General features: G+C 71.7%; 19 protein-coding genes and 1 pseudogene. 9 read left to right on the forward strand and 11 right to left on the reverse strand.

Translation table 11 applies throughout. The features are described from left to right. The first annotated feature begins 76 nt into the window (after positions 1 to 76). Together ABGB06_RS15045 and ABGB06_RS15050 are read left to right on the forward strand one after the other, a co-directional pair. Positions 77 to 886 carry an NmrA family NAD(P)-binding protein gene (locus tag ABGB06_RS15045; RefSeq protein WP_347589355.1) on the forward strand — a complete coding sequence of 270 codons (810 nt, stop codon included), beginning with the start codon at positions 77 to 79 and terminating at the stop codon, positions 884 to 886. Positions 887 to 929: 43 nt separating this feature from the next. Continuing rightward, the gene (locus ABGB06_RS15050; protein ID WP_347589357.1) at positions 930 to 1397 is read left to right on the forward strand and encodes an SAM-dependent methyltransferase; all 468 of its coding nucleotides are present in this window, start codon (positions 930 to 932) and stop codon (positions 1395 to 1397) included. Between the two features lie 72 nt (positions 1398 to 1469). Here the strand turns inward: ABGB06_RS15050 and ABGB06_RS15055 are convergent, their stop codons facing one another. From ABGB06_RS15055 to ABGB06_RS15065, 3 genes and pseudogenes are all read right to left on the reverse strand, one after another. Beyond that, positions 1470 to 1841: a DUF1801 domain-containing protein gene (locus tag ABGB06_RS15055; protein ID WP_347589359.1), complete on the reverse strand. Its 372-nt coding sequence runs from the start codon at positions 1839 to 1841 to the stop codon at positions 1470 to 1472. A 40-nt stretch (positions 1842 to 1881) separates the two neighbouring features. Beyond that, positions 1882 to 2190 (reverse strand): annotated as a pseudogene (locus ABGB06_RS15060) (transposase); the annotation flags it as partial. Positions 2191 to 2499: 309 nt separating this feature from the next. Then, the gene (locus tag ABGB06_RS15065; protein ID WP_347589361.1) at positions 2500 to 3276 is read right to left on the reverse strand and encodes an SDR family oxidoreductase; all 777 of its coding nucleotides are present in this window, start codon (positions 3274 to 3276) and stop codon (positions 2500 to 2502) included. A gap of 182 nt (positions 3277 to 3458) precedes the next feature. Here ABGB06_RS15065 and ABGB06_RS15070 point away from each other — a divergent pair, with 182 nt between their 5' ends. Further along, positions 3459 to 4370, forward strand: a complete 912-nt coding sequence (locus ABGB06_RS15070; RefSeq protein WP_347589363.1) for a helix-turn-helix transcriptional regulator — start codon at positions 3459 to 3461, stop codon at positions 4368 to 4370. On the opposite strand, the gene ABGB06_RS15075 is transcribed toward ABGB06_RS15070, so the two are convergent. After that, positions 4367 to 5206 carry a helix-turn-helix transcriptional regulator gene (locus ABGB06_RS15075; RefSeq protein WP_347589365.1) on the reverse strand — a complete coding sequence of 280 codons (840 nt, stop codon included), beginning with the start codon at positions 5204 to 5206 and terminating at the stop codon, positions 4367 to 4369. The genes ABGB06_RS15070 and ABGB06_RS15075 overlap by 4 nt on opposite strands. A 104-nt stretch (positions 5207 to 5310) precedes the next feature. Here ABGB06_RS15075 and ABGB06_RS15080 point away from each other — a divergent pair, with 104 nt between their 5' ends. Further along, entirely contained in the window at positions 5311 to 5949 is a 639-nt protein-coding gene (locus ABGB06_RS15080) for a DsbA family oxidoreductase (RefSeq protein ID WP_347589367.1), read from the forward strand. A gap of 102 nt (positions 5950 to 6051) precedes the next feature. On the opposite strand, the gene ABGB06_RS15085 is transcribed toward ABGB06_RS15080, so the two are convergent. Continuing rightward, positions 6052 to 6555: a GNAT family N-acetyltransferase gene (locus tag ABGB06_RS15085; RefSeq protein ID WP_347589369.1), complete on the reverse strand. Its 504-nt coding sequence runs from the start codon at positions 6553 to 6555 to the stop codon at positions 6052 to 6054. Between the two features lie 46 nt (positions 6556 to 6601). Then, positions 6602 to 7207: an NAD(P)H-dependent oxidoreductase gene (locus tag ABGB06_RS15090; RefSeq protein WP_347589371.1), complete on the reverse strand. Its 606-nt coding sequence runs from the start codon at positions 7205 to 7207 to the stop codon at positions 6602 to 6604. A gap of 138 nt (positions 7208 to 7345) precedes the next feature. Between ABGB06_RS15090 and ABGB06_RS15095 the strand changes: the two genes are divergently transcribed. Further along, positions 7346 to 7897: a hypothetical protein gene (locus ABGB06_RS15095; protein WP_347589373.1), complete on the forward strand. Its 552-nt coding sequence runs from the start codon at positions 7346 to 7348 to the stop codon at positions 7895 to 7897. A 54-nt stretch (positions 7898 to 7951) separates the two neighbouring features. On the opposite strand, the gene ABGB06_RS15100 is transcribed toward ABGB06_RS15095, so the two are convergent. The 4 genes from ABGB06_RS15100 to ABGB06_RS15115 form a co-directional block, all read right to left on the reverse strand. Further along, positions 7952 to 8179 carry a hypothetical protein gene (locus ABGB06_RS15100; protein ID WP_347589375.1) on the reverse strand — a complete coding sequence of 76 codons (228 nt, stop codon included), beginning with the start codon at positions 8177 to 8179 and terminating at the stop codon, positions 7952 to 7954. Between the two features lie 30 nt (positions 8180 to 8209). Next, the gene (locus ABGB06_RS15105) at positions 8210 to 8380 is read right to left on the reverse strand and encodes a hypothetical protein (protein WP_347589377.1); all 171 of its coding nucleotides are present in this window, start codon (positions 8378 to 8380) and stop codon (positions 8210 to 8212) included. Continuing rightward, the gene (locus ABGB06_RS15110; RefSeq protein WP_347589379.1) at positions 8373 to 8798 is read right to left on the reverse strand and encodes a hypothetical protein; all 426 of its coding nucleotides are present in this window, start codon (positions 8796 to 8798) and stop codon (positions 8373 to 8375) included. The genes ABGB06_RS15105 and ABGB06_RS15110 overlap by 8 nt, the downstream gene beginning before the upstream one ends. A 109-nt stretch (positions 8799 to 8907) precedes the next feature. Continuing rightward, positions 8908 to 10152, reverse strand: a complete 1245-nt coding sequence (locus ABGB06_RS15115) for a helix-turn-helix transcriptional regulator (RefSeq protein WP_347589381.1) — start codon at positions 10150 to 10152, stop codon at positions 8908 to 8910. Between the two features lie 214 nt (positions 10153 to 10366). On the opposite strand from ABGB06_RS15115, the gene ABGB06_RS15120 reads away from it, so the two are divergent. From ABGB06_RS15120 to ABGB06_RS15135, 4 genes are all read left to right on the forward strand, one after another. Then, positions 10367 to 10849 (forward strand): hypothetical protein, encoded by a 483-nt coding sequence (locus ABGB06_RS15120; RefSeq protein WP_347589383.1) that lies wholly within the window; start codon positions 10367 to 10369, stop codon positions 10847 to 10849. Positions 10850 to 11008: 159 nt separating this feature from the next. After that, entirely contained in the window at positions 11009 to 11911 is a 903-nt protein-coding gene (locus tag ABGB06_RS15125) for a DUF3626 domain-containing protein (RefSeq protein ID WP_347589385.1), read from the forward strand. A 270-nt stretch (positions 11912 to 12181) separates the two neighbouring features. After that, entirely contained in the window at positions 12182 to 13456 is a 1275-nt protein-coding gene (locus ABGB06_RS15130; protein ID WP_347589830.1) for a lipase family protein, read from the forward strand. Positions 13457 to 13692: 236 nt separating this feature from the next. Continuing rightward, on the forward strand, positions 13693 to 14370 hold the full coding sequence (locus ABGB06_RS15135; RefSeq protein ID WP_347589387.1) for a lytic polysaccharide monooxygenase: 678 nt from the start codon (positions 13693 to 13695) through the stop codon (positions 14368 to 14370). A gap of 145 nt (positions 14371 to 14515) precedes the next feature. On the opposite strand, the gene ABGB06_RS15140 is transcribed toward ABGB06_RS15135, so the two are convergent. Further along, a complete protein-coding gene (locus ABGB06_RS15140; RefSeq protein WP_347589389.1) occupies positions 14516 to 16135 on the reverse strand; it encodes an ATP-binding cassette domain-containing protein in 1620 nt (539 codons plus the stop codon). Positions 16136 to 16212 lie beyond the last annotated feature (77 nt).

A 16212-nucleotide genomic window follows, 5' to 3' on the forward strand; every position in this document is an offset into this window, starting at 1 on the left:
AACGGATCACTTGACCTCAAGTCTGGTTGAACTCCTAGGGTCGTCCGCGACGATCCGGGACGAAGGGAGTTCAGCCATGACCACACTGGTGACGGGCGCCACCGGGAACACTGGCCGGCACGTCGTCGCGGAACTGGTTCGCCGAGGAGAGCCCGTCCGGGCGCTGACCCGGAACCCGGCCGCGGCGGCGGGCCGGTTCCCGGCCGAGGTGGACATCGTGGCCGGCACGCACGCCGAACCGGACGGGCTGAACGCCGCCCTCGACGGCGTCGACCGGTTGCACGTCACGGTGACGCCGGGGCTCGCCGACGTCGGGCCCGCGTTGGTGCGGCGGGCCGTGGACGCGGGCGTGCGGCGCATCACCGTGCTGTGGGGCGGCGCGGTGGGGCCGGTCGAACAGGCCGTGGCGGACTCGGGCGTGGAGTGGACCCGCCTGGAGCCGCAGGAGTTCATGTCCAACACGCTGACCTGGGTCGAGTCCGTGCGGGACGAGGGCGTGGTGCGCGAGCCCTACGACCTGCCCAGCGCGCTCGTCCACGAGGCCGACATCGCCGCCGTGGCGGCGGCCGCCCTGCTCGACGACGGCCACGCGGGTCGCGCGTACAACCTCACCGGGCCCGAGGCGCTGACCCCGCGCCAGCGGATCGCCCTGCTGTCCCGGGCGCTCGGCCGGGACCTGGCCTTCGTCCCGATCACGCACGACCAGGCCGTCGAGCGACTGGTGGCCACCGGCGTCTCCCGGGCGGACGCCGACTACGTCATCGGCTGGTACGCGGACCCGGGCCCCGCCGGATCGACCGTCGTCGACACCGTCCAGCGGCTGACCGGCCGCCCCGCCCGCACGTTCGCCCGGTGGGTGACCGACCACGCGGACCGCTTCCGGTAGCCCGGGCCTCGCACCCGCCCTGCCCGGGCGATAGAACTCTGCCATGCGAAGCTTCGAGGTCACACCGATCGGCACGGTCCGGAACGACCGGACGGACGTCCAGCACACGGACCACTGGGGCGCCGTCCGCAGCACGATCACCGTGGACGAGCGCTTCGGCGAGGCGTGCCTCCAGGGTCTGGAGGGCTTCTCCCACGTGGAGGTGCTCTTCGTCTTCGACCAGCTCCCGGAGCAGGACGACTACCGCGAGCCCCGCCCCTACCGCGGCCGCTCTGACCTCCCGCCCGTCGGAATCTTCGCCGGCCGCGGCCCCCGCAGACCGAACCGCATCGGGGTGACGTGCTGCGCCATCGAGTCCGTCCGCGGCCGCGAACTGACGGTCGTGGGTCTCGACGCGGTGTCGGGCACCCCGGTCATCGACCTGAAGCCGGCGATGGTGGAGTTCCAGGCCGTGGACGTCAGGCAGCCGGAATGGGTCAGCAGCATGATGTCGGAGTACTTCCAGCCGTGACCGGCCGGGCTCAGCCGGTCGTGGCGACCGAGGGCCACACGCCGAACCACCGCTCGGCGCCGGGCCCGGTCGTCACATCCATCCCACGCCGTCGTTCTCGTGTTCGCGCACCCGGAACGCCATCATCTCGCGGAGCAGCTCATCCGGCACGGGCTGGCCGTACGGGAGCTTGACCGAGCCCTTGCCGGTGGCGAAGCCGGTGAGATCGGCGTCGAACGCCTCGCGCGTGCTGGGCGTGAACACGACGTTCGCGTGCTTCGTGTAGCCGTTGACCGTGAATAGGATCGTCCCGGACGGGTGCACCCAGGCGGGATGGCCCCATGTGATCGCCTCGGTCGCCTCGGGGACCGTCTCGTGGGCCAGCGCCCGCACCCGCTCGAGCAGCTCGCGGGGCTGACCTGCGAAGCGTTCGATGTACTCGTCGATCGTCCGCGGCTTGCCCATGGCCCGCAGTGCGGCACGGCCCCTGGAGCTGTCCGGGCGATCATGTGCGGAGCCAGATGACGGTGGCTGCGGCGGTGATGGTGCCGAGGTAGACATAGCCGCGCTTGTCGTATCGGCTGGCCACGGCTCGGGACTGTTTCAGTTTGTGGATCGCCCGCTCGACGGTGTTGCGCTTCTTGTAGCGCTCCTTGTCGAAGCCGGATGGCCGTCCACCGTGTGAGCCTTTGCGCAGGTGGGCGGCCTGGCTGTCCGTCTTCTCGGGGATGACATGGCGCATGCCGCGCCGGCGCAGGTACTGCCGGCACGGACCGTTGCTGTACGCCTTGTCCGCGGTCAGGCTGTCGGGCTTCTTACGCGGTCTCGCCGGTCAGTAACGGGCGTTGTGGCCGGTGGCGGGATCACCGTCAGGTGATCGACGGGATTCTTCACCGGGTGCGGACCGGAGTGCAGAACGGCCGCAACCGCTCCCACTCCGCATCCGTGAGATCACCCCGTCCCATGCCCACACCAACGAGCCAAGCATCAGACAGTCACATGATCGCCCAGGCAGCTCCTAGCAGCGTCCTGTGGATCATGGGTGCTTCCGCAGGAAGATGGGGGCGACGCTGCGGCGTGGGCCTGCCAGGGCGGCGGGCAGGGACCCACGGTTGATGGCGGATCAGGTGGTCTGGCCGGTGGGCATGATGGTGACTTGCTGGAGGTTCACCCGCGGCGGCAACGAGGCCAGGAAGCCGATGGTCCCGGCGATGTCCTGCGGCGCGAGCCACTCCATGGTCTCCTTTGAGCCGGCCAGCCAGTCCCGCACGCCCTCGTCGGTGACGTGGCTCTGCAGCTCGGTGCCGACGATTCCCGGCTCGATCGCCGCCACGCGCACGTTCTTCGGACCCAGCTCGGTACGCAGGTGGCGGGAGAGGTGCGTGACGTACGCCTTGGTGGCGGAGTAGACAGCGAACGTGGGGAAGATGTTCTGCGCGGCGATCGACGAGGTGTTGATCAGGTCGGCCACACCGCGCTCCCCGGCGGCCTTCACCAGCTGCGGGGTGAACGCGCCGATCACGTTCATCAGGCCGGCGATGTTCAGGTCGATCTGGTGCTGCCACTGGTCGGTCGCCAGCTCCTCGATCGGGCCGGGCAGCATGACGCCTGCGTTATTGAACAGCAGGTCCGCGCCGCCCAGCTCGGCCGCCACCCGGTCGGCCGCCGCCTGGACGGCCGCCTTGTCGGTCACGTCGGCGGCGATCGCCAGGGCGCTGCCGCCGTTCTTGTCGATCCGGGCGACCAGCTCCCCGAGCCGCTCGGCCCGGCGTGCCAGCACGACGACGTGGGCCCCCAGGCCGGCCAGCTTCTCGGCGGACGCCTCGCCGATGCCGCTGGAGGCTCCGGTGACGACCGCGACGCGGCCCTGAAGCGGGGTGGCAGTGTTCTGCGTGGACATGGTGTGTGCACCTTCCGAACGAAGTACGGGTCGGATCGCGCCGTCGGGGTGCTCCCGGGCACACATCCAGCACACCAGTCCACCGCTCCCGCCAGGGAGCCATAACAGGCCCTGACCAGGCAGGTACTGCTAGGGCCACCCTGGAAGGGCCGGACCGGTGTCGGTGGCTCCACACTGGGACCATGGACCGCAGCACAGAGATCGCTGGCTTCCTCCGCACCCGCCGCGCCGCGATCAGCCCGGACCAGGCTGGGCTTCCCTCCGACGGGCGGGTCCGCCGCGTCCCGGGCCTGCGCCGGGACGAAGTCGCACGCCTGGCGGGGGTCAGCACCGAGTACTACACCCGCCTGGAACAAGGACGCGCTGGCAACCCCTCCACCGAGGTCGTCGAGGCCCTGGCCCGGACCCTCCAGCTCGACCGGTCCGAACGCGAGCACCTCACCGACCTACTGCGGCCCGACCCTCACGCAGCACGCCGCACCCCCAGCCGGCCCCAGCGGGTCCGGCCCGGCCTGTACCTGATGCTGGAGACGCTGAGCCACGTGCCGGCGTTCATCCTCGGACGACGCACCGACGTACTGGCCGCCAACCACCTCGCCAGGGCCGTCCTGACCGACTTCGAAGCCCTGCCGGCCACCCGGCGTAACCTCGCCCGCTACTACCTCCTGGACCCGCAGGCCCGCGAACGCGTCGGCGACTGGGAGAAGATCGCCTCAGAGACGGTGGCCATGCTGCGGCTGGAGGCCGGCCGCTACCCGGGCGACCGCCAGCTCGCCGACCTCGTCGGAGAACTCACCCTGTTCTCCTCCGAGTTCTCGACCTGGTGGAACGACCACAAGGTTCTGCGCCGCGCCCATGGCGCCAAGCACTACTTCCACCCGGTCGCGGGCGATCTCCACTTCTCCTACGAGTCCTTCCAGGTCCCCGGCGACACCGACCAGACACTGTGCGTCTACAACGTGGAACCCGCCTCCGACACCGCCCAGGCACTCCAGCTCCTGAGCAACTGGACCGCACCCGAGATCACCCCGTCCGATGCCCACACCAACGATCCAAGCATCGGACAGTCACATGATCGGCCGGACAGCTCCTAGCGGGCGGCGGGGTGGTGGTCGGTGAGGCGGTCGAGGGCGGCGGCGGTGGTCTCGTCGGCGGGGAGGTAGACGACCAGTCGGTGCTCCTCGGGGTCGGGCAGTTCCAGGCTCTCGTACGCCAGCCGCAGCACCCCCGCCTCCGGGTGTGCCCAGCGTTCGACGCCGGTGCGGGTGGGCAGTGCGGCCGAGCTCTCGAACCGGTCGCGGAAACGGGCGCCGGCCGTGATCGTCAGCTCCTCGGCGAGCAACGCGGCGTGCGGGTCGCCGAGCGCGGCCGCGGCCCGCAGCGCGGCGGCCCGCTCGTCGGCGACCGCGTCCCAGTCCGGGTGGGCGTCGGGTGCCCGCGGGTCGGTGAACGTGTACCGGACGAGGTTCGGCGGATCGGCCTCCAGCAGCCCGGCCGGGCCGGCGAGCCGGGCGAACCCGGCCGTCCAGGTGAGCAGGTCGCCGGGCCGGTTGGCGACCAGCGCCGGCGTGGGCTCGAGCCGGTCCAGCAGCGCCCGCACGGTCGGGCGCACCGTCCGGGCCCGCGCCGCACCGGCGCCGTCGCACGCGCCGCCGCCGCTGCTCTTCGCCAGCCGGTGCAGGTGGATCCGCTCGTCACGGGACAGACCCAACGTCTCCGCGAGCGCGGCGAGCACCTGGGCGGACGGGCTGCGGTCGCGCCCCTGTTCCAGCCGGGTGAGGTAGTCCACGCTGACGCCGGCGAGCGTGGCCAGCTCGGCCCGGCGCAGCCCGGGCGTGCGGCGCCGGTTCCCGCCCGGGAGCCCTACCGCGGCCGGTGGGAGGGCCTCCCGGTGCGCACGGAGGAACGCGCCCAGCTCCGTTGTCCCCATCGAGCGCGATTGTAGTCAGCCGCCCAGCCGTGAGCCTGGCCCTGCCAGGGCCAGGAAAACGGCGGCCTCCCGCCGACACGGCCGGCACCGGGACGCTGGTGGGCATGATGAAGGTAGAGGTCTACGGCGATATCGCCTGCCCGTGGTGCCGCCTCGGCACGCACCAGTTCCGCCGCGCGGTGGCCGCGGCCGGCGTGGCCCCTGACGTCGAACTCGTCCATCGCCCGTACCAGCTCATGCCGGACGCGCCGGAGGACGTCAGGCCGTTGATGGACGCGGCGGCCGAGTTGTTCGGCCGGGAACAGGCCGAGTCGATGCTCGCGGGGATGACACGGGTCGGCGCGGATGAAGGGATCGAGTACCGGTTCGACCGGGCGCTGGCGGTCAACACCCTGGCCGCGCACCGGCTGCTGTGGTTCGCCCTGTCCGAGCACGGCGCCAAGGTGCAGGCCGCGCTGGCGACCGCCCTCTTCGACGCGTACTTCCGCGACGGCGTGAACATCGCCGACCACGCGCGACTCGCCGAGTTGGCCGAGCGGGTGGGTCTGGACGGCGATCGGGTACGGGCGTTCCTCGCCTCCGAGGAGGGCGTCGCCGAGGTACGCGACCAGGTGGCCGCGGCGCGACGGGAGGGCGTGACCGCCGTGCCGCACTTCGTCTTCGAGAACGGCGCGTCGATCACCGGAGCGACCAGCACCGAGGCACTCCGCGACGCCCTCCGGAAGGCCAGCGGCCGTGAGTAACTCCGGCTGGCGCCGCCGAGCCGGCCACCATCGCCGTCAGGCCGCCCACTCCGCCTGAGCGCACTCGGTCACCCGAGCATGAGTCCCGGGGCGCGGCCCGTGTCACGGCAACGAGCGTGTGAGCCATACGTGCTCACCACGGTCGTCCGTAGCAACGTGATCCCGCTCGAAGCCGAGCTTCTCAAGGACACGGAGCGACGGTGTGTTCCACGTGCCGACGGTCGACCAGAGCCGTTTCCGCCCGGTCGCCGTCGCGGCGTCGAGCACCGCGCGGGCCGCCTCGGTGGCGTAGCCGCGCCCATGCACGCGCTGGAACAACTCATACGCGATCTCGGGCTCCTCAACGGTGGAGCGGCCGATGACCAACCCGCAGTAGCCGATGAAGTCGCCTTCGACACGGCGCTGGATGGGCAGCAGCGCGATCCCCGTGGTCGCCGTCGCGGCGAGCAGCTTCGCGATGAGCGTCCGGGTCTCCTCGACCGTGGGCGTCCCCTTGCCGCGTTCGGCATGCAGGGCACGGAGCTCGTCGGCGTCCGACTCGGCCCACGGCCGCAGTATCAGCCGCTCGGTCTCAAGGTGGAACGACATCGTCTCGTACGTGGACATGCCCCTACTCTGCCCACGGATCCTCACGAAGCACAGCTGGAGTACTTCAGATCGATCGGGCCAGCGCGCCCGCCCGTGCCAGGTGCTCGGCTCGCAGGGCCGCCCAGCGCTCACGGTCACCGCCGCTCTCGCCGCCGCGCAGCACGGAACCGCCGAACACGACGAACTCACTCGACCGCGCTCGCCCACCGACGCGGTCGGTGAGCATGGTGGTCCTCATCGCCTGGTAGCAGCCTGACGCGTCGAGTTCGGCGAGGGTGTACCCGGCCGTGCACAGCACCAGTGCCTGCCGCGCCACGTGCAGGGCCGCGGGCTTGTGGGCGAACCCCACCGTCCACACACGGTCGAACCAGCCCTTGAGTCGGGCAGGGCAGTCGGCCCACCACACCGGGTAGACGAACGCCCACACGTCGGCGGCAGCAAGCTTGGCATGCTCGGCGGCGACGTCGTCGGGAACGCGGGCGGCGGGCCGGCGGCCGGATTCCCGCTCGTACTCCTCGGGGGTCAGTTCCGAGCGAAACGCCATCGAGTAGAGATCCGAGACCGTCCGCGTATGGCCCGCGGCGTCGAGCCCGCCCAGGAACGCATCGAGAACCTCGCGCGTGAAGCTGCGCTCGCTGGGATGCGCATAGACGACGTGGACGTGGGTCACCCGATCATTCTCGCGCACGCCTGGTTGGGCGGCCGCGGCCACCAGTGACCACGCGCGGGCCGCCCAAACCCGCGCTCGTGGCCGGCCGGCTGTACTGTCAGCCGCGCGACGCCGAGGGCAACCGGGAGGGCTCAGGCTGTGGATCAGGGCATAGCGGCGCTGTGGGCTTCATCGCTGGCGGTGCTGGGCACTCTCGGCGGCACCCTGGGCGGCGCCTGGGTGCAGCGGAAGGCGGCGGTGCTGCAGGTACGCGAGGAAGCCGGGGCGCAGAGCCGCGCGCGGCTCTGGGAGGAACGGCGTGCGGCGTACGCACGGGTGCTGGACCGCTGCGATGACGCGCACGCGGCCGTCTCACGGGTGTGGGAGCTGCGCGAGGAAGCGACGGGCGGGGCACCCCTGGCCGCGGGACCCGGCACCGTGCGCGATGCCGCGCAGGACGCACAACGGACACTCGTGGAGCTGCGGCGCGCCGTGGCACATGTGCTGCCCCTCGGCCCGCAGGCGGTGGCGCGGCGGGCGGAGGCGCTGAGCAAGAAGCAGCAGCAACGGGTGGAGCTGATGCTCGGCCCCGCCAGCGGGCACGAAGAGCTGCGCGTTGAGCTGGCGGGCCTTGAAAAGCAGTACCACGTGGCCTACGGGGCGTTCACCACTGCCGCCCAGGGCGTGTTGGCGCCGGATGAGGACGGCTAGGGAGCCTGTCCAACGGGCGACGGCGACGGTGCCGAGCTCGGCACCGGCCGGTGGTCACGGCGGCCCGTCGACCCGTCGCCGCCATTCCGCCCTGGTCATCCCGCGCCGAGCCCGATGGGCCTCCGCATGTCCACGCACGGGCTCACCCCACTCCCGGAAGCGCGCGGCCAACCACATGGCGGACACGCCGTAGCGGCGGGCGAGGGCGGTCATGGGCCGCCCGTCGCGGTAGAGGGCCAGGGCCTGGTCGCGAGGAACGTCGGGCATCTGCTTGCGCGGCACGGCGGCTGATCTCCTGGGGTGTCGGGATGGTCAGGCCGGATCCGGCGCCGGCGCGGCGGCGGCCTCGCGCTCGCCCTGCTCGACCCGTTCGACCTCGGCCAACGGCCGGCGGCAGCCGCAGGCGCAGTACCCGACGGGCACCCGAATGTGCTCCGGCGTCCCGGCCGGCCAGTCGATCTGCGGGCGGTACGGCTCACCCACGCCGCCCCTCCGCGTCCCACCGGCGGCGCTCGCCGAGCACCCGCGTCAGCGCGTCGTGCAACAGCTCGGGCCCGGTCAGGCAGTCCCCCACCGCCGGCGGCTCGATCAGCCACTGGACCACGCCGTGCCAGCCGGGCGACGGGACATGAATCTCGTGCCCCCGACCGACCACCCGCACGCCGGCCAGCCGCCACGCACTTGCCGTGCCGACCGGCACCAACCAGGTGACCGCATCCGCCACCTGATCCTCGACCACCGGCCCCGAACGGTGCTGTATCCGGCCGATGGCCAGCACACCATCGAACGCATCCACGACCACGGCGTCAAACCAACGCCCGGTCGGCAGCCGGGTGACGCCGGACGCTGGTAGCGGCAGCCACTCCGGACGAGCGGGCAGGGGTGCGGCAGGCGCGTTCATGGCGGCCCCTCACGGTCATCGCGAACAGGTGTCACGAACCGTAAGAGCCAGATCACGCTCCGCTGGGTACGATTCCTGCCCCCTCACGCAGGGGTATCTTCCGTACCCCCTACGCAACCGCGGGCAGGCGCAGCCTGCGGGACAGGTCTTCGGCATCCTCACGAACGAGCGGGGTCGATGCCTCGGCCAGTTCGGCCACGGCCGACCGGGCGAAGATGTTGAACCGCACCGTCTCCTCGGACGCCTCGAAGGCCCGCCGCAGCAGGTGCATCACCGTCAGATGCTCGCCCTGCGTGCTGTACGCGCGCGCCATCTCGACCAGGTGGAAGGAGCGCCGGGTCGCCGAGGGCATCGGCGCGAGGTCCACCCGCCCGGCCGCCTCAACCGCCCGGGAGCCCTTGACCAGGTCGGCGTACATGGTGATCGCGTAGGCGTCCACCATGCCCCGACCGAAGATCAGATACGGGTGTGTGTATCCGTCGCCGAGCCGCCGAGCCGCGTCGTCCGCCCGGTCCCAGAAGCGCTCGGCGTCCCCGCGACGGCCCACCTTCGCGAAGGACAGCGCGGCGGCCAGATGGAGCAGGCCCCAACGCGCGAGATCCTCCGGATCCTCGTCCGGACGCAGCAGGTCGGCCGCCTTCATCGCCAGATCCACCCGCGCCTCGTGGCGTTCCCCGGCGTCACGGAAGACGTGGTTCATGTACCAGGCCGCCGCGGCGATCGCCTTCGGGCTGTCGGCGTCCTGCGCCGCCGCCATGGACCGGTCGCCGGTGAGCATCACCAACTCGGGCGCCGGCTGGAAGGAAAGGTACAGCTGTGCGAGGTGGTAGGTCTCGGCCAGCGCGATCAGCGCCCGGCGGCGGTCGTTGCCTTCCAGAGTGCGTGCGGCGTGCTGGAGTTCGTCCAGCAGGTCGGGGAGGACGGCCGAGACGCGCGTGCGGTGCTTCCCGGCGGCGTGCCACAGGTCCCATGTCGATCGGACCCTGGGGAGGAGGACGTCGACCGATTCCGGCTCCTCGTCCACCGACCTGAAGCGGTAGGTGGTCAGGGCCTCGCGCACGGCGGGCAGCCCGTTGTGCGCGGACTTCACGAAGCTGGCGGTGCTCAGCCGGTTGTCCTCACCCACGAGGTCACTCAGGTCGTCCACCTGGAGGACGTTGGCCAAGCGCAGAAGCAGGGGCAGGCGGGGCACGCCCAGCCGGCCCGTCTCGATCGCCTTCACCCACTCCATGGAGCGTCCCACCAAGCCGCCGACCACGGCTCTTGTCTGCCCGTTGCGTTCGCGTGCGCGCCGGACGCGCTGCCCGAAGGTGAGAGGCGCGCGGTCTGCCGCCGCGTCAGTGCTGTGTGGCATGCTGGCCTCCGTTCTGCTTCGACACCAGAACGGTAACGCGAAAGCCCTCGCCACAGCGGGGCTTCGCGCCGCCCCCACGGGTCGCCAACGCGCAGCGTCCGGACCGATGCTGGTCGCAGGCGTCGCACACCACGGCGAGCCGGCCAGCCAGCGCCCGCTCGCGATCCTAAGCTCGGACGGCGCCTCTCGCCCCGCCGAGTTGACTGGAAGTCACATGACGACGATCGCCGTGACCGGGCACATGGATCTCACCGAGCCGTGCATCCCCCTGGTACGGTCCGCGCTGCGCGAGCTACTGGCCGGACACGTGGACGACCTGGTCGGCGTGTCCTGCGTCGCGGCGGGGGCCGACGCGCTGTTCGCCGAGGCGGTGCTGGAAGCGGGCGGCCGGCTGGTGGTCGTGATCCCGTCCCGGGACTACCGGGCGCGGAAGGTCGGGCCGGAGCAGGCCGCCTCGTTCGACCGCATCATCGCGGCCGCGCACGAGGTGGTCACGATGCCGTGCGAGCGGGCCGGCCGGGAGGCGTACGAGGCGGCCGGCAAGGAACTGCTGCGCCGCGCTGACCGTCTCGTCGCGGTGTGGGACAACTCGCCGCCCAGCGGCAAGGGCGGCACGGCCGACGTCGTGCTCGAAGCCCGCGACGCCGGTATCCCCGTCGACGTCGTCTGGCCGGCCGGCGCTGCCCGCCGCGGCTGAGCGGCTGGGCCCACTGACCGGAACCACGCCTCGGAATCGCTCGGCCGCCGTGCGGGCCGACCGGGACGGCCATGGAGGCGTCTCGTTCGGCGATCAACGCCTGTCGCGTCGTGGACTATCCGCGTGCGCCGGTTGGTGGCCTTCGGGAACACTGTGCGGATGAGCTCCGCAGCCTCCCAGACATCGCAGGAACGGGCCCTTCGGCATGTCGCGGAACTGGCGTCTGGCCCTCCGATGAACCCGGCGCTGCGGGTCACCCTCAACTTCCACCCGGACCGCGTGCTGCGCGGCAAGGCGATCCTGGACGCCATGGCCGAGGACGGCGTCTACCGCTCGCAGTTCGTCACAGGGACCAGTAACGGCGGACTGACCGCGCGTCCAGGCGGCGACCGGTGGCGCTGGGAGAGTCGGATCTTCAACGGGGCCTACGACGAAGCGACCGCTGACGACCGGCCCGTCTACGGGGCGTTGAACCTCCGTCGCAAGCCGGTCGGCGGGGCGCCGCGGTTCGGCTCCGCCCACTTCCGGCTGGCTGCCGCGACGTTGGCGCGGACCACGTTCTGCTATCCGGACAGTTTCCTCGAACCCTCCGATTTCGGCGTCGCGTCCCGCATGGGGCTCCCCGAACTCGCCCTCGCCGACCGCCGGGACGAGCTCGACGACTACATCGAGGCGCAGGTGCACGGGCCGGTCCGGTTGCCCTGCCATGTGGAGGCGCTGGTCCTGGACCCCTGTTACCGAGACACGACGGTCGAGGCCGCGGCCCTGCGTCTCGGTTGCCCGGTCGAGTGGCACCCCGGCTTCCGGCTCACGGTGGGGGAACTCCGACGTCACCCCGACTACCGCGGCCAGGAGTACGTCGACCTGGGCACGCGGGTCGCCGTCGACGGCGTGCTCGATCCCCGGATCGTTGGAGATGCCGCACACGCCGGCCGCCATGACCCCCAGGCGGTCAAGAAGGTATGGCACTACCTGGCGCGGTTCGGGGCCCCCGGTGGAACCACCGACCGCCCGGTGCATCAGCCACCCGTGCGGGAGTCTGTACTCGACGGCCCTCGCTGAAGGGCTGGTGCCGGAAGGCCGTGGGAGTCGTTCCACCGTCGCCATGGACCGGTCGCCGCTGAGGATCCCCGGCGAGCCCGAGCCCGATCCCGACGTTACCAGTCCGTAGCTTACCGACGGGTTAACAAGCGCGGAGGCCGGTGCTTCACTAGCCCCACTCAGCGACGCAGCCGAGCGTAGGAGGGCCCCGTGACCACCCCCGTGTTCGCCTCGTTCCTCCTGCGGCGGCGGCTGCTGGTCGGCGTGCTGGCGGCCGCGCTGGCCGCCGTCGTGTCCGCCGTGCCCGCGTCCGGCGCGGCATCGCCGTCCGCCACCGAGCGGAGCGTCCCCGCGTTCTACGACCCGCCGGCCGAACTGCCGGCGGCCAACGGCTCGCTGGTGCGCAGCGAACCGCTGACCCTCGGGCTGCGACTGCCGGGACTGGACGGGCCGTTGCCGGGAACCGCGACCCGGCTGATGTACCGGTCCACCGACTCGAACGGCGAACCGGTCGCGGTGACCGGCGCGTACATCGAGCCGGCCGCGGACTGGGCGTACGACGGGCCGCGCCCGCTGGTGGCCGTCGCGCCCGGGACCATGGGCCAGGGCGACCAGTGCGCCGCGTCGTTGGCCCTGGAGAACCCGCTCGCCCTGAACCTGGACGACGGCGCGCTCTCGCTCTCCGTCGGCTACGAGAACCTCGCCGTCTACCGCCTGCTGGCCCGCGGCATCGCGGTCGTGGTCACCGACTACGCCGGCCTCGGGACCACCGACCGGGTCCACACCTACGTCAACCGGGTCGACGAGGCCCACGCGCTGCTGGACGCCGCCCGCGCGGCCCACGCGGTCGACGGGGCGTCGGTGACCGACGACTCCCCCGTCGGCCTGTACGGGTACAGCCAGGGCGGCGGCGCCAGCGCGGCCGCCGCCGAACTGCACCCCGACTACGCGCCCGAACTCCCGCTGGTCGGCGCGTACTCGGGCGCCGCTCCGGCCGACCTGACCGAGGTCATCGAGGGCATCGACGGCAGCGCCCTGGCCGCCGCCCTCGGATGGTCGGTCAACGGCATCCGGCAGGCCGAACCGGCCCTGGAGCCGGTCATCGCGGGACACCTCAACGACGCCGGCCGGTCCGCGCTGGCCGACACCGCCGGCATGTGCGTCGGGGACGGGCTGCTGCGCTACGCGTTCTCCCGGTCCACCGCGTGGACCTCCGGCGGCGAGTCCCTCGGAGACATCGTCGCGGCCGAACCCGAGGTGCGGGACTTCCTCGCCGACCAGTACATCGGCGGGCTCCGTCCGGACGTCCCGGTGCGCGTCGCGACCGGGGTGCGGGACGACATCGTGCCGCACCAGCAGACCCGGCAACTGGCCGCCGACTGGTGCGCGCTGGGCGCCACCGTCACCTACGAGCCCGTCCTGCTGCCCAACCTCGGCGACCGGCTGCTCACCAACCACGTCGCCCCGCTGATCGCCGACCAGGGCGCGGCCCTGTCCTGGCTGACCGACCGCCTCGCGGGCGAGCCCGCCGCCTCGAACTGCGGGAGCCTGTCCAGCCTGCCGTGACGGGGGCCGGTCCGCCCCAACGCTGGGCGAGACGCGCGGGGTTGACCGGCCCATCGGACCCTGCTCGGTGATCATCAAACGCACACGATTTCGTCAAACACGTACCCGAATCTGGCTGTAGAAGGTCTGTTTCTGTGATGTGACGTCAGGTAAGGTCCGCATAAAGTTGGGAGCGCTCCCACAGCCCGGAACGTATCGGAACCCCCACTCCCTTCCGGAAGACGGAGACCGCACACATGTACGCACTCTCCCCCGCCCGACGTTGGACGCTTCGGGTGATCACCCCTGTGCTGGCCGCCATCGTCGGCCTGCTCGCGCTGTTCGTGAGCCCGTGGAACGAATCTGCCAGCGCCCACGGCTCGATCGTGGACCCCGCGTCCCGCAGCTACGGCTGCTGGGAGCGCTGGGGCAGCGACCACATGAACCCGGCCATGCAGCAGCAGGACCCCATGTGCTGGCAGGCCTTCCAGGCCAACCCGAACACCATGTGGAACTGGATGAGCCTCTTCCAGGAGAACCTGGCGGGCAACTGGCAGTCGAGGATCTCCAACGGCAACCTGTGCAGCGCGGGTGACGCGCAGGGCGGCCTGGCCAGCTCGCTCGACAACGTGGGTGCGTGGACCACGACGAACGTCGGCAGCAACTTCAGCGTCCACCTGAAGGACCAGGCCAGCCACGGGGCCGACTTCTTCGAGGTGTACGTCACCAAGCAGGGATTCAACCCCAAGACCCAGTCACTGGGCTGGAGCAATCTCGAACTGGTGAAGAAGACGGGCAGCTACGCACCGGCGCAGGACATCACCTTCGACGTCAGCGCTCCGGGTCGCAGCGGCCATCACATCGTGTACACAATCTGGCAGGCCTCGCACCTGGACCAGACGTACTTCATCTGCAGCGACGTCAACTTCACCTGAGCCGACCGACTCAGCCGACCGGCTGAGATGAACGGCTGAGATGAACGGCTGACCAGCTCGCACCCCGGCCCACCGGGTCCCAACGGGATCCGGTGGGCTTCTTCGTGACCGCGCCCGGCGTGCGTACGACGCCCGGCGCCGGGCGTCAGCGCGTCCGGTCGACGCGGCGCTCGTCCCAGACCGGTTCCGCGGTCTCGCGCACCCGGCCGTCGCAGCCGAAGACGAGGAAGCGGTCGAAGCTCCGGGCGAACCAGCGGTCGTGCGTGACGCACAGCACCGTGCCCTCGTAGGACTCCAGCGCCTCCTGCAACGCCTCCGCGCTCTCCAGGTCGAGGTTGTCGGTGGGCTCGTCCAGGAGCAGCGCGGTGGTGCCCGCGAGCTCCAGCAGCAGGATCTGGAACCGTGCCTGCTGCCCGCCCGACAGGCGTTCGAAGGTCAGCTCGGCCTGGTGGGTCAGCCCGTACCGGCGGAGCACCGACATCGCGGCGCCGCGGTCCCGGGCGTGGTCCCGCCACAGGATGTCGAGCAGGGTCCGCCGCTCCAGCTCGGGACGGGCGTGGGTCTGCGCGAAGTGACCGGGGACCACCCGCGCGCCGAGCTTCCACGCCCCGGCGTGCGCGACGCTCTCCCCGGCGAGCAGCCGCAGGAAGTGCGACTTGCCCGAGCCGTTGGAGCCGAGCACCGCGACCCGCTCCCCGTAGAACACCTCCAGGTCGAACGGCCGCATCAGGCCGCTGAGCTCCAGGCCCTGGCAGGTCACCGCGCGGACGCCGGTGCGCCCACCGCGCAACCGCATGCGGATGTCCTGCTCCTTCGGCGGCTGCGGCGGCGGTCCCGCCTCCTCGAACTTCCGCAGCCGGGTCTGCGCCGCGGCGTAGCGCGAGGCCATGTCCGGGCTGACCGAGGCCGCCTGCTGGAGCGTGACCACCAGCTTCTTCAGCTGGGCGTGCTTCTCGTCCCAGCGCCGGCGCAGCTCCTCGAACCGCGCGAACCGCTCCCTGCGGGCCTCCCGGAACGTGCCGAACCCGCCGCCGTGCACCCACACGTCGGCTCCGCCCGGTCCCGGCTCCACGCTGACGATCTTCTCGGCGGAACGAGCCAGCAGCTCCCGGTCGTGGGAGATGAACAGGATCGTCTTCCGGGTTCGCTCGATCCGCTCCTCGAGCCAGCGCTTGCCGGGGACGTCGAGGTAGTTGTCGGGCTCGTCGAGCAGCAGCACCTCGTCCGTGCCGCGGAACAGCGACTCCAGCACGAGCCGCTTCTGCTCCCCGCCCGAGAGGGTGCTGACCTGCCGCCACTGCGCCTTCTCGTAGGGAACGCCGAGCGCCTCGGTGGTGCACATGTCCCACACCGTCTCGGCCTCGTAGCCCCGCACCTCGGCCCAGTCGGCGAGCGCCTGCGCGTACCCCAGCTGCGCGGCCTCGTCGTCCTCCGTCATGATCGCGTGCTCGGCCTCGTCGACCGCCCTCGCGGCCTCCCTGATCCGTGGCGCCGCGGCGGAGAGGAGCAGGTCGCGGACGGTGCTGTCGTCGCGGACGCTGCCGACGAACTGGGGCATGACGCCGAGGCCGCCGCTGACCGTGACCGTGCCGCCGTGCGGCCGGAGCTCGCCGGAGAGCAGCCTCAGCAGGGTGGTCTTCCCCGCGCCGTTCGGTCCGACCAGGGCGACCGCGGCACCCTCCGCCACCCGGAACGACACGTCGGCGAGCAGCGCCCGCCCGTCGGGGAGGTAGTACTCCAGGTGGGCGGCCTCAAGGTGTCCCATGAGCGGGCATTCTCGTCCTCCGCGGCACGACCGGGCAAAGGGGTTTCCGGCCGGGCGCGGCGGACGGGCCCGCGCGG

Origin of the sequence: Streptomyces sp. B6B3, from assembly GCF_039871525.1 — a bacterium.
Classification (GTDB): Bacteria; Actinomycetota; Actinomycetes; order Streptomycetales; family Streptomycetaceae; genus Streptomyces.

Bases quoted from the DNA above. Each gene is read 5' to 3' on its own strand.
- ABGB06_RS15045 (WP_347589355.1), top strand. From the start codon at position 77: ATGACCACACTGGTGACGGGCGCCACCGGGAACACTGGCCGGCACGTC.
- ABGB06_RS15050 (WP_347589357.1), top strand. From the start codon at position 930: ATGCGAAGCTTCGAGGTCACACCGATCGGCACGGTCCGGAACGACCGG.
- ABGB06_RS15055 (WP_347589359.1), bottom strand. From the start codon at position 1,841: ATGGGCAAGCCGCGGACGATCGACGAGTACATCGAACGCTTCGCAGGT.
- ABGB06_RS15065 (WP_347589361.1), bottom strand. From the start codon at position 3,276: ATGTCCACGCAGAACACTGCCACCCCGCTTCAGGGCCGCGTCGCGGTC.
- ABGB06_RS15070 (WP_347589363.1), top strand. From the start codon at position 3,459: ATGGACCGCAGCACAGAGATCGCTGGCTTCCTCCGCACCCGCCGCGCC.
- ABGB06_RS15075 (WP_347589365.1), bottom strand. From the start codon at position 5,206: ATGGGGACAACGGAGCTGGGCGCGTTCCTCCGTGCGCACCGGGAGGCC.
- ABGB06_RS15080 (WP_347589367.1), top strand. From the start codon at position 5,311: ATGATGAAGGTAGAGGTCTACGGCGATATCGCCTGCCCGTGGTGCCGC.
- ABGB06_RS15085 (WP_347589369.1), bottom strand. From the start codon at position 6,555: ATGTCCACGTACGAGACGATGTCGTTCCACCTTGAGACCGAGCGGCTG.
- ABGB06_RS15110 (WP_347589379.1), bottom strand. From the start codon at position 8,798: ATGAACGCGCCTGCCGCACCCCTGCCCGCTCGTCCGGAGTGGCTGCCG.
- ABGB06_RS15115 (WP_347589381.1), bottom strand. From the start codon at position 10,152: ATGCCACACAGCACTGACGCGGCGGCAGACCGCGCGCCTCTCACCTTC.
- ABGB06_RS15120 (WP_347589383.1), top strand. From the start codon at position 10,367: ATGACGACGATCGCCGTGACCGGGCACATGGATCTCACCGAGCCGTGC.
- ABGB06_RS15125 (WP_347589385.1), top strand. From the start codon at position 11,009: ATGAGCTCCGCAGCCTCCCAGACATCGCAGGAACGGGCCCTTCGGCAT.
- ABGB06_RS15135 (WP_347589387.1), top strand. From the start codon at position 13,693: ATGTACGCACTCTCCCCCGCCCGACGTTGGACGCTTCGGGTGATCACC.
- ABGB06_RS15140 (WP_347589389.1), bottom strand. From the start codon at position 16,135: ATGGGACACCTTGAGGCCGCCCACCTGGAGTACTACCTCCCCGACGGG.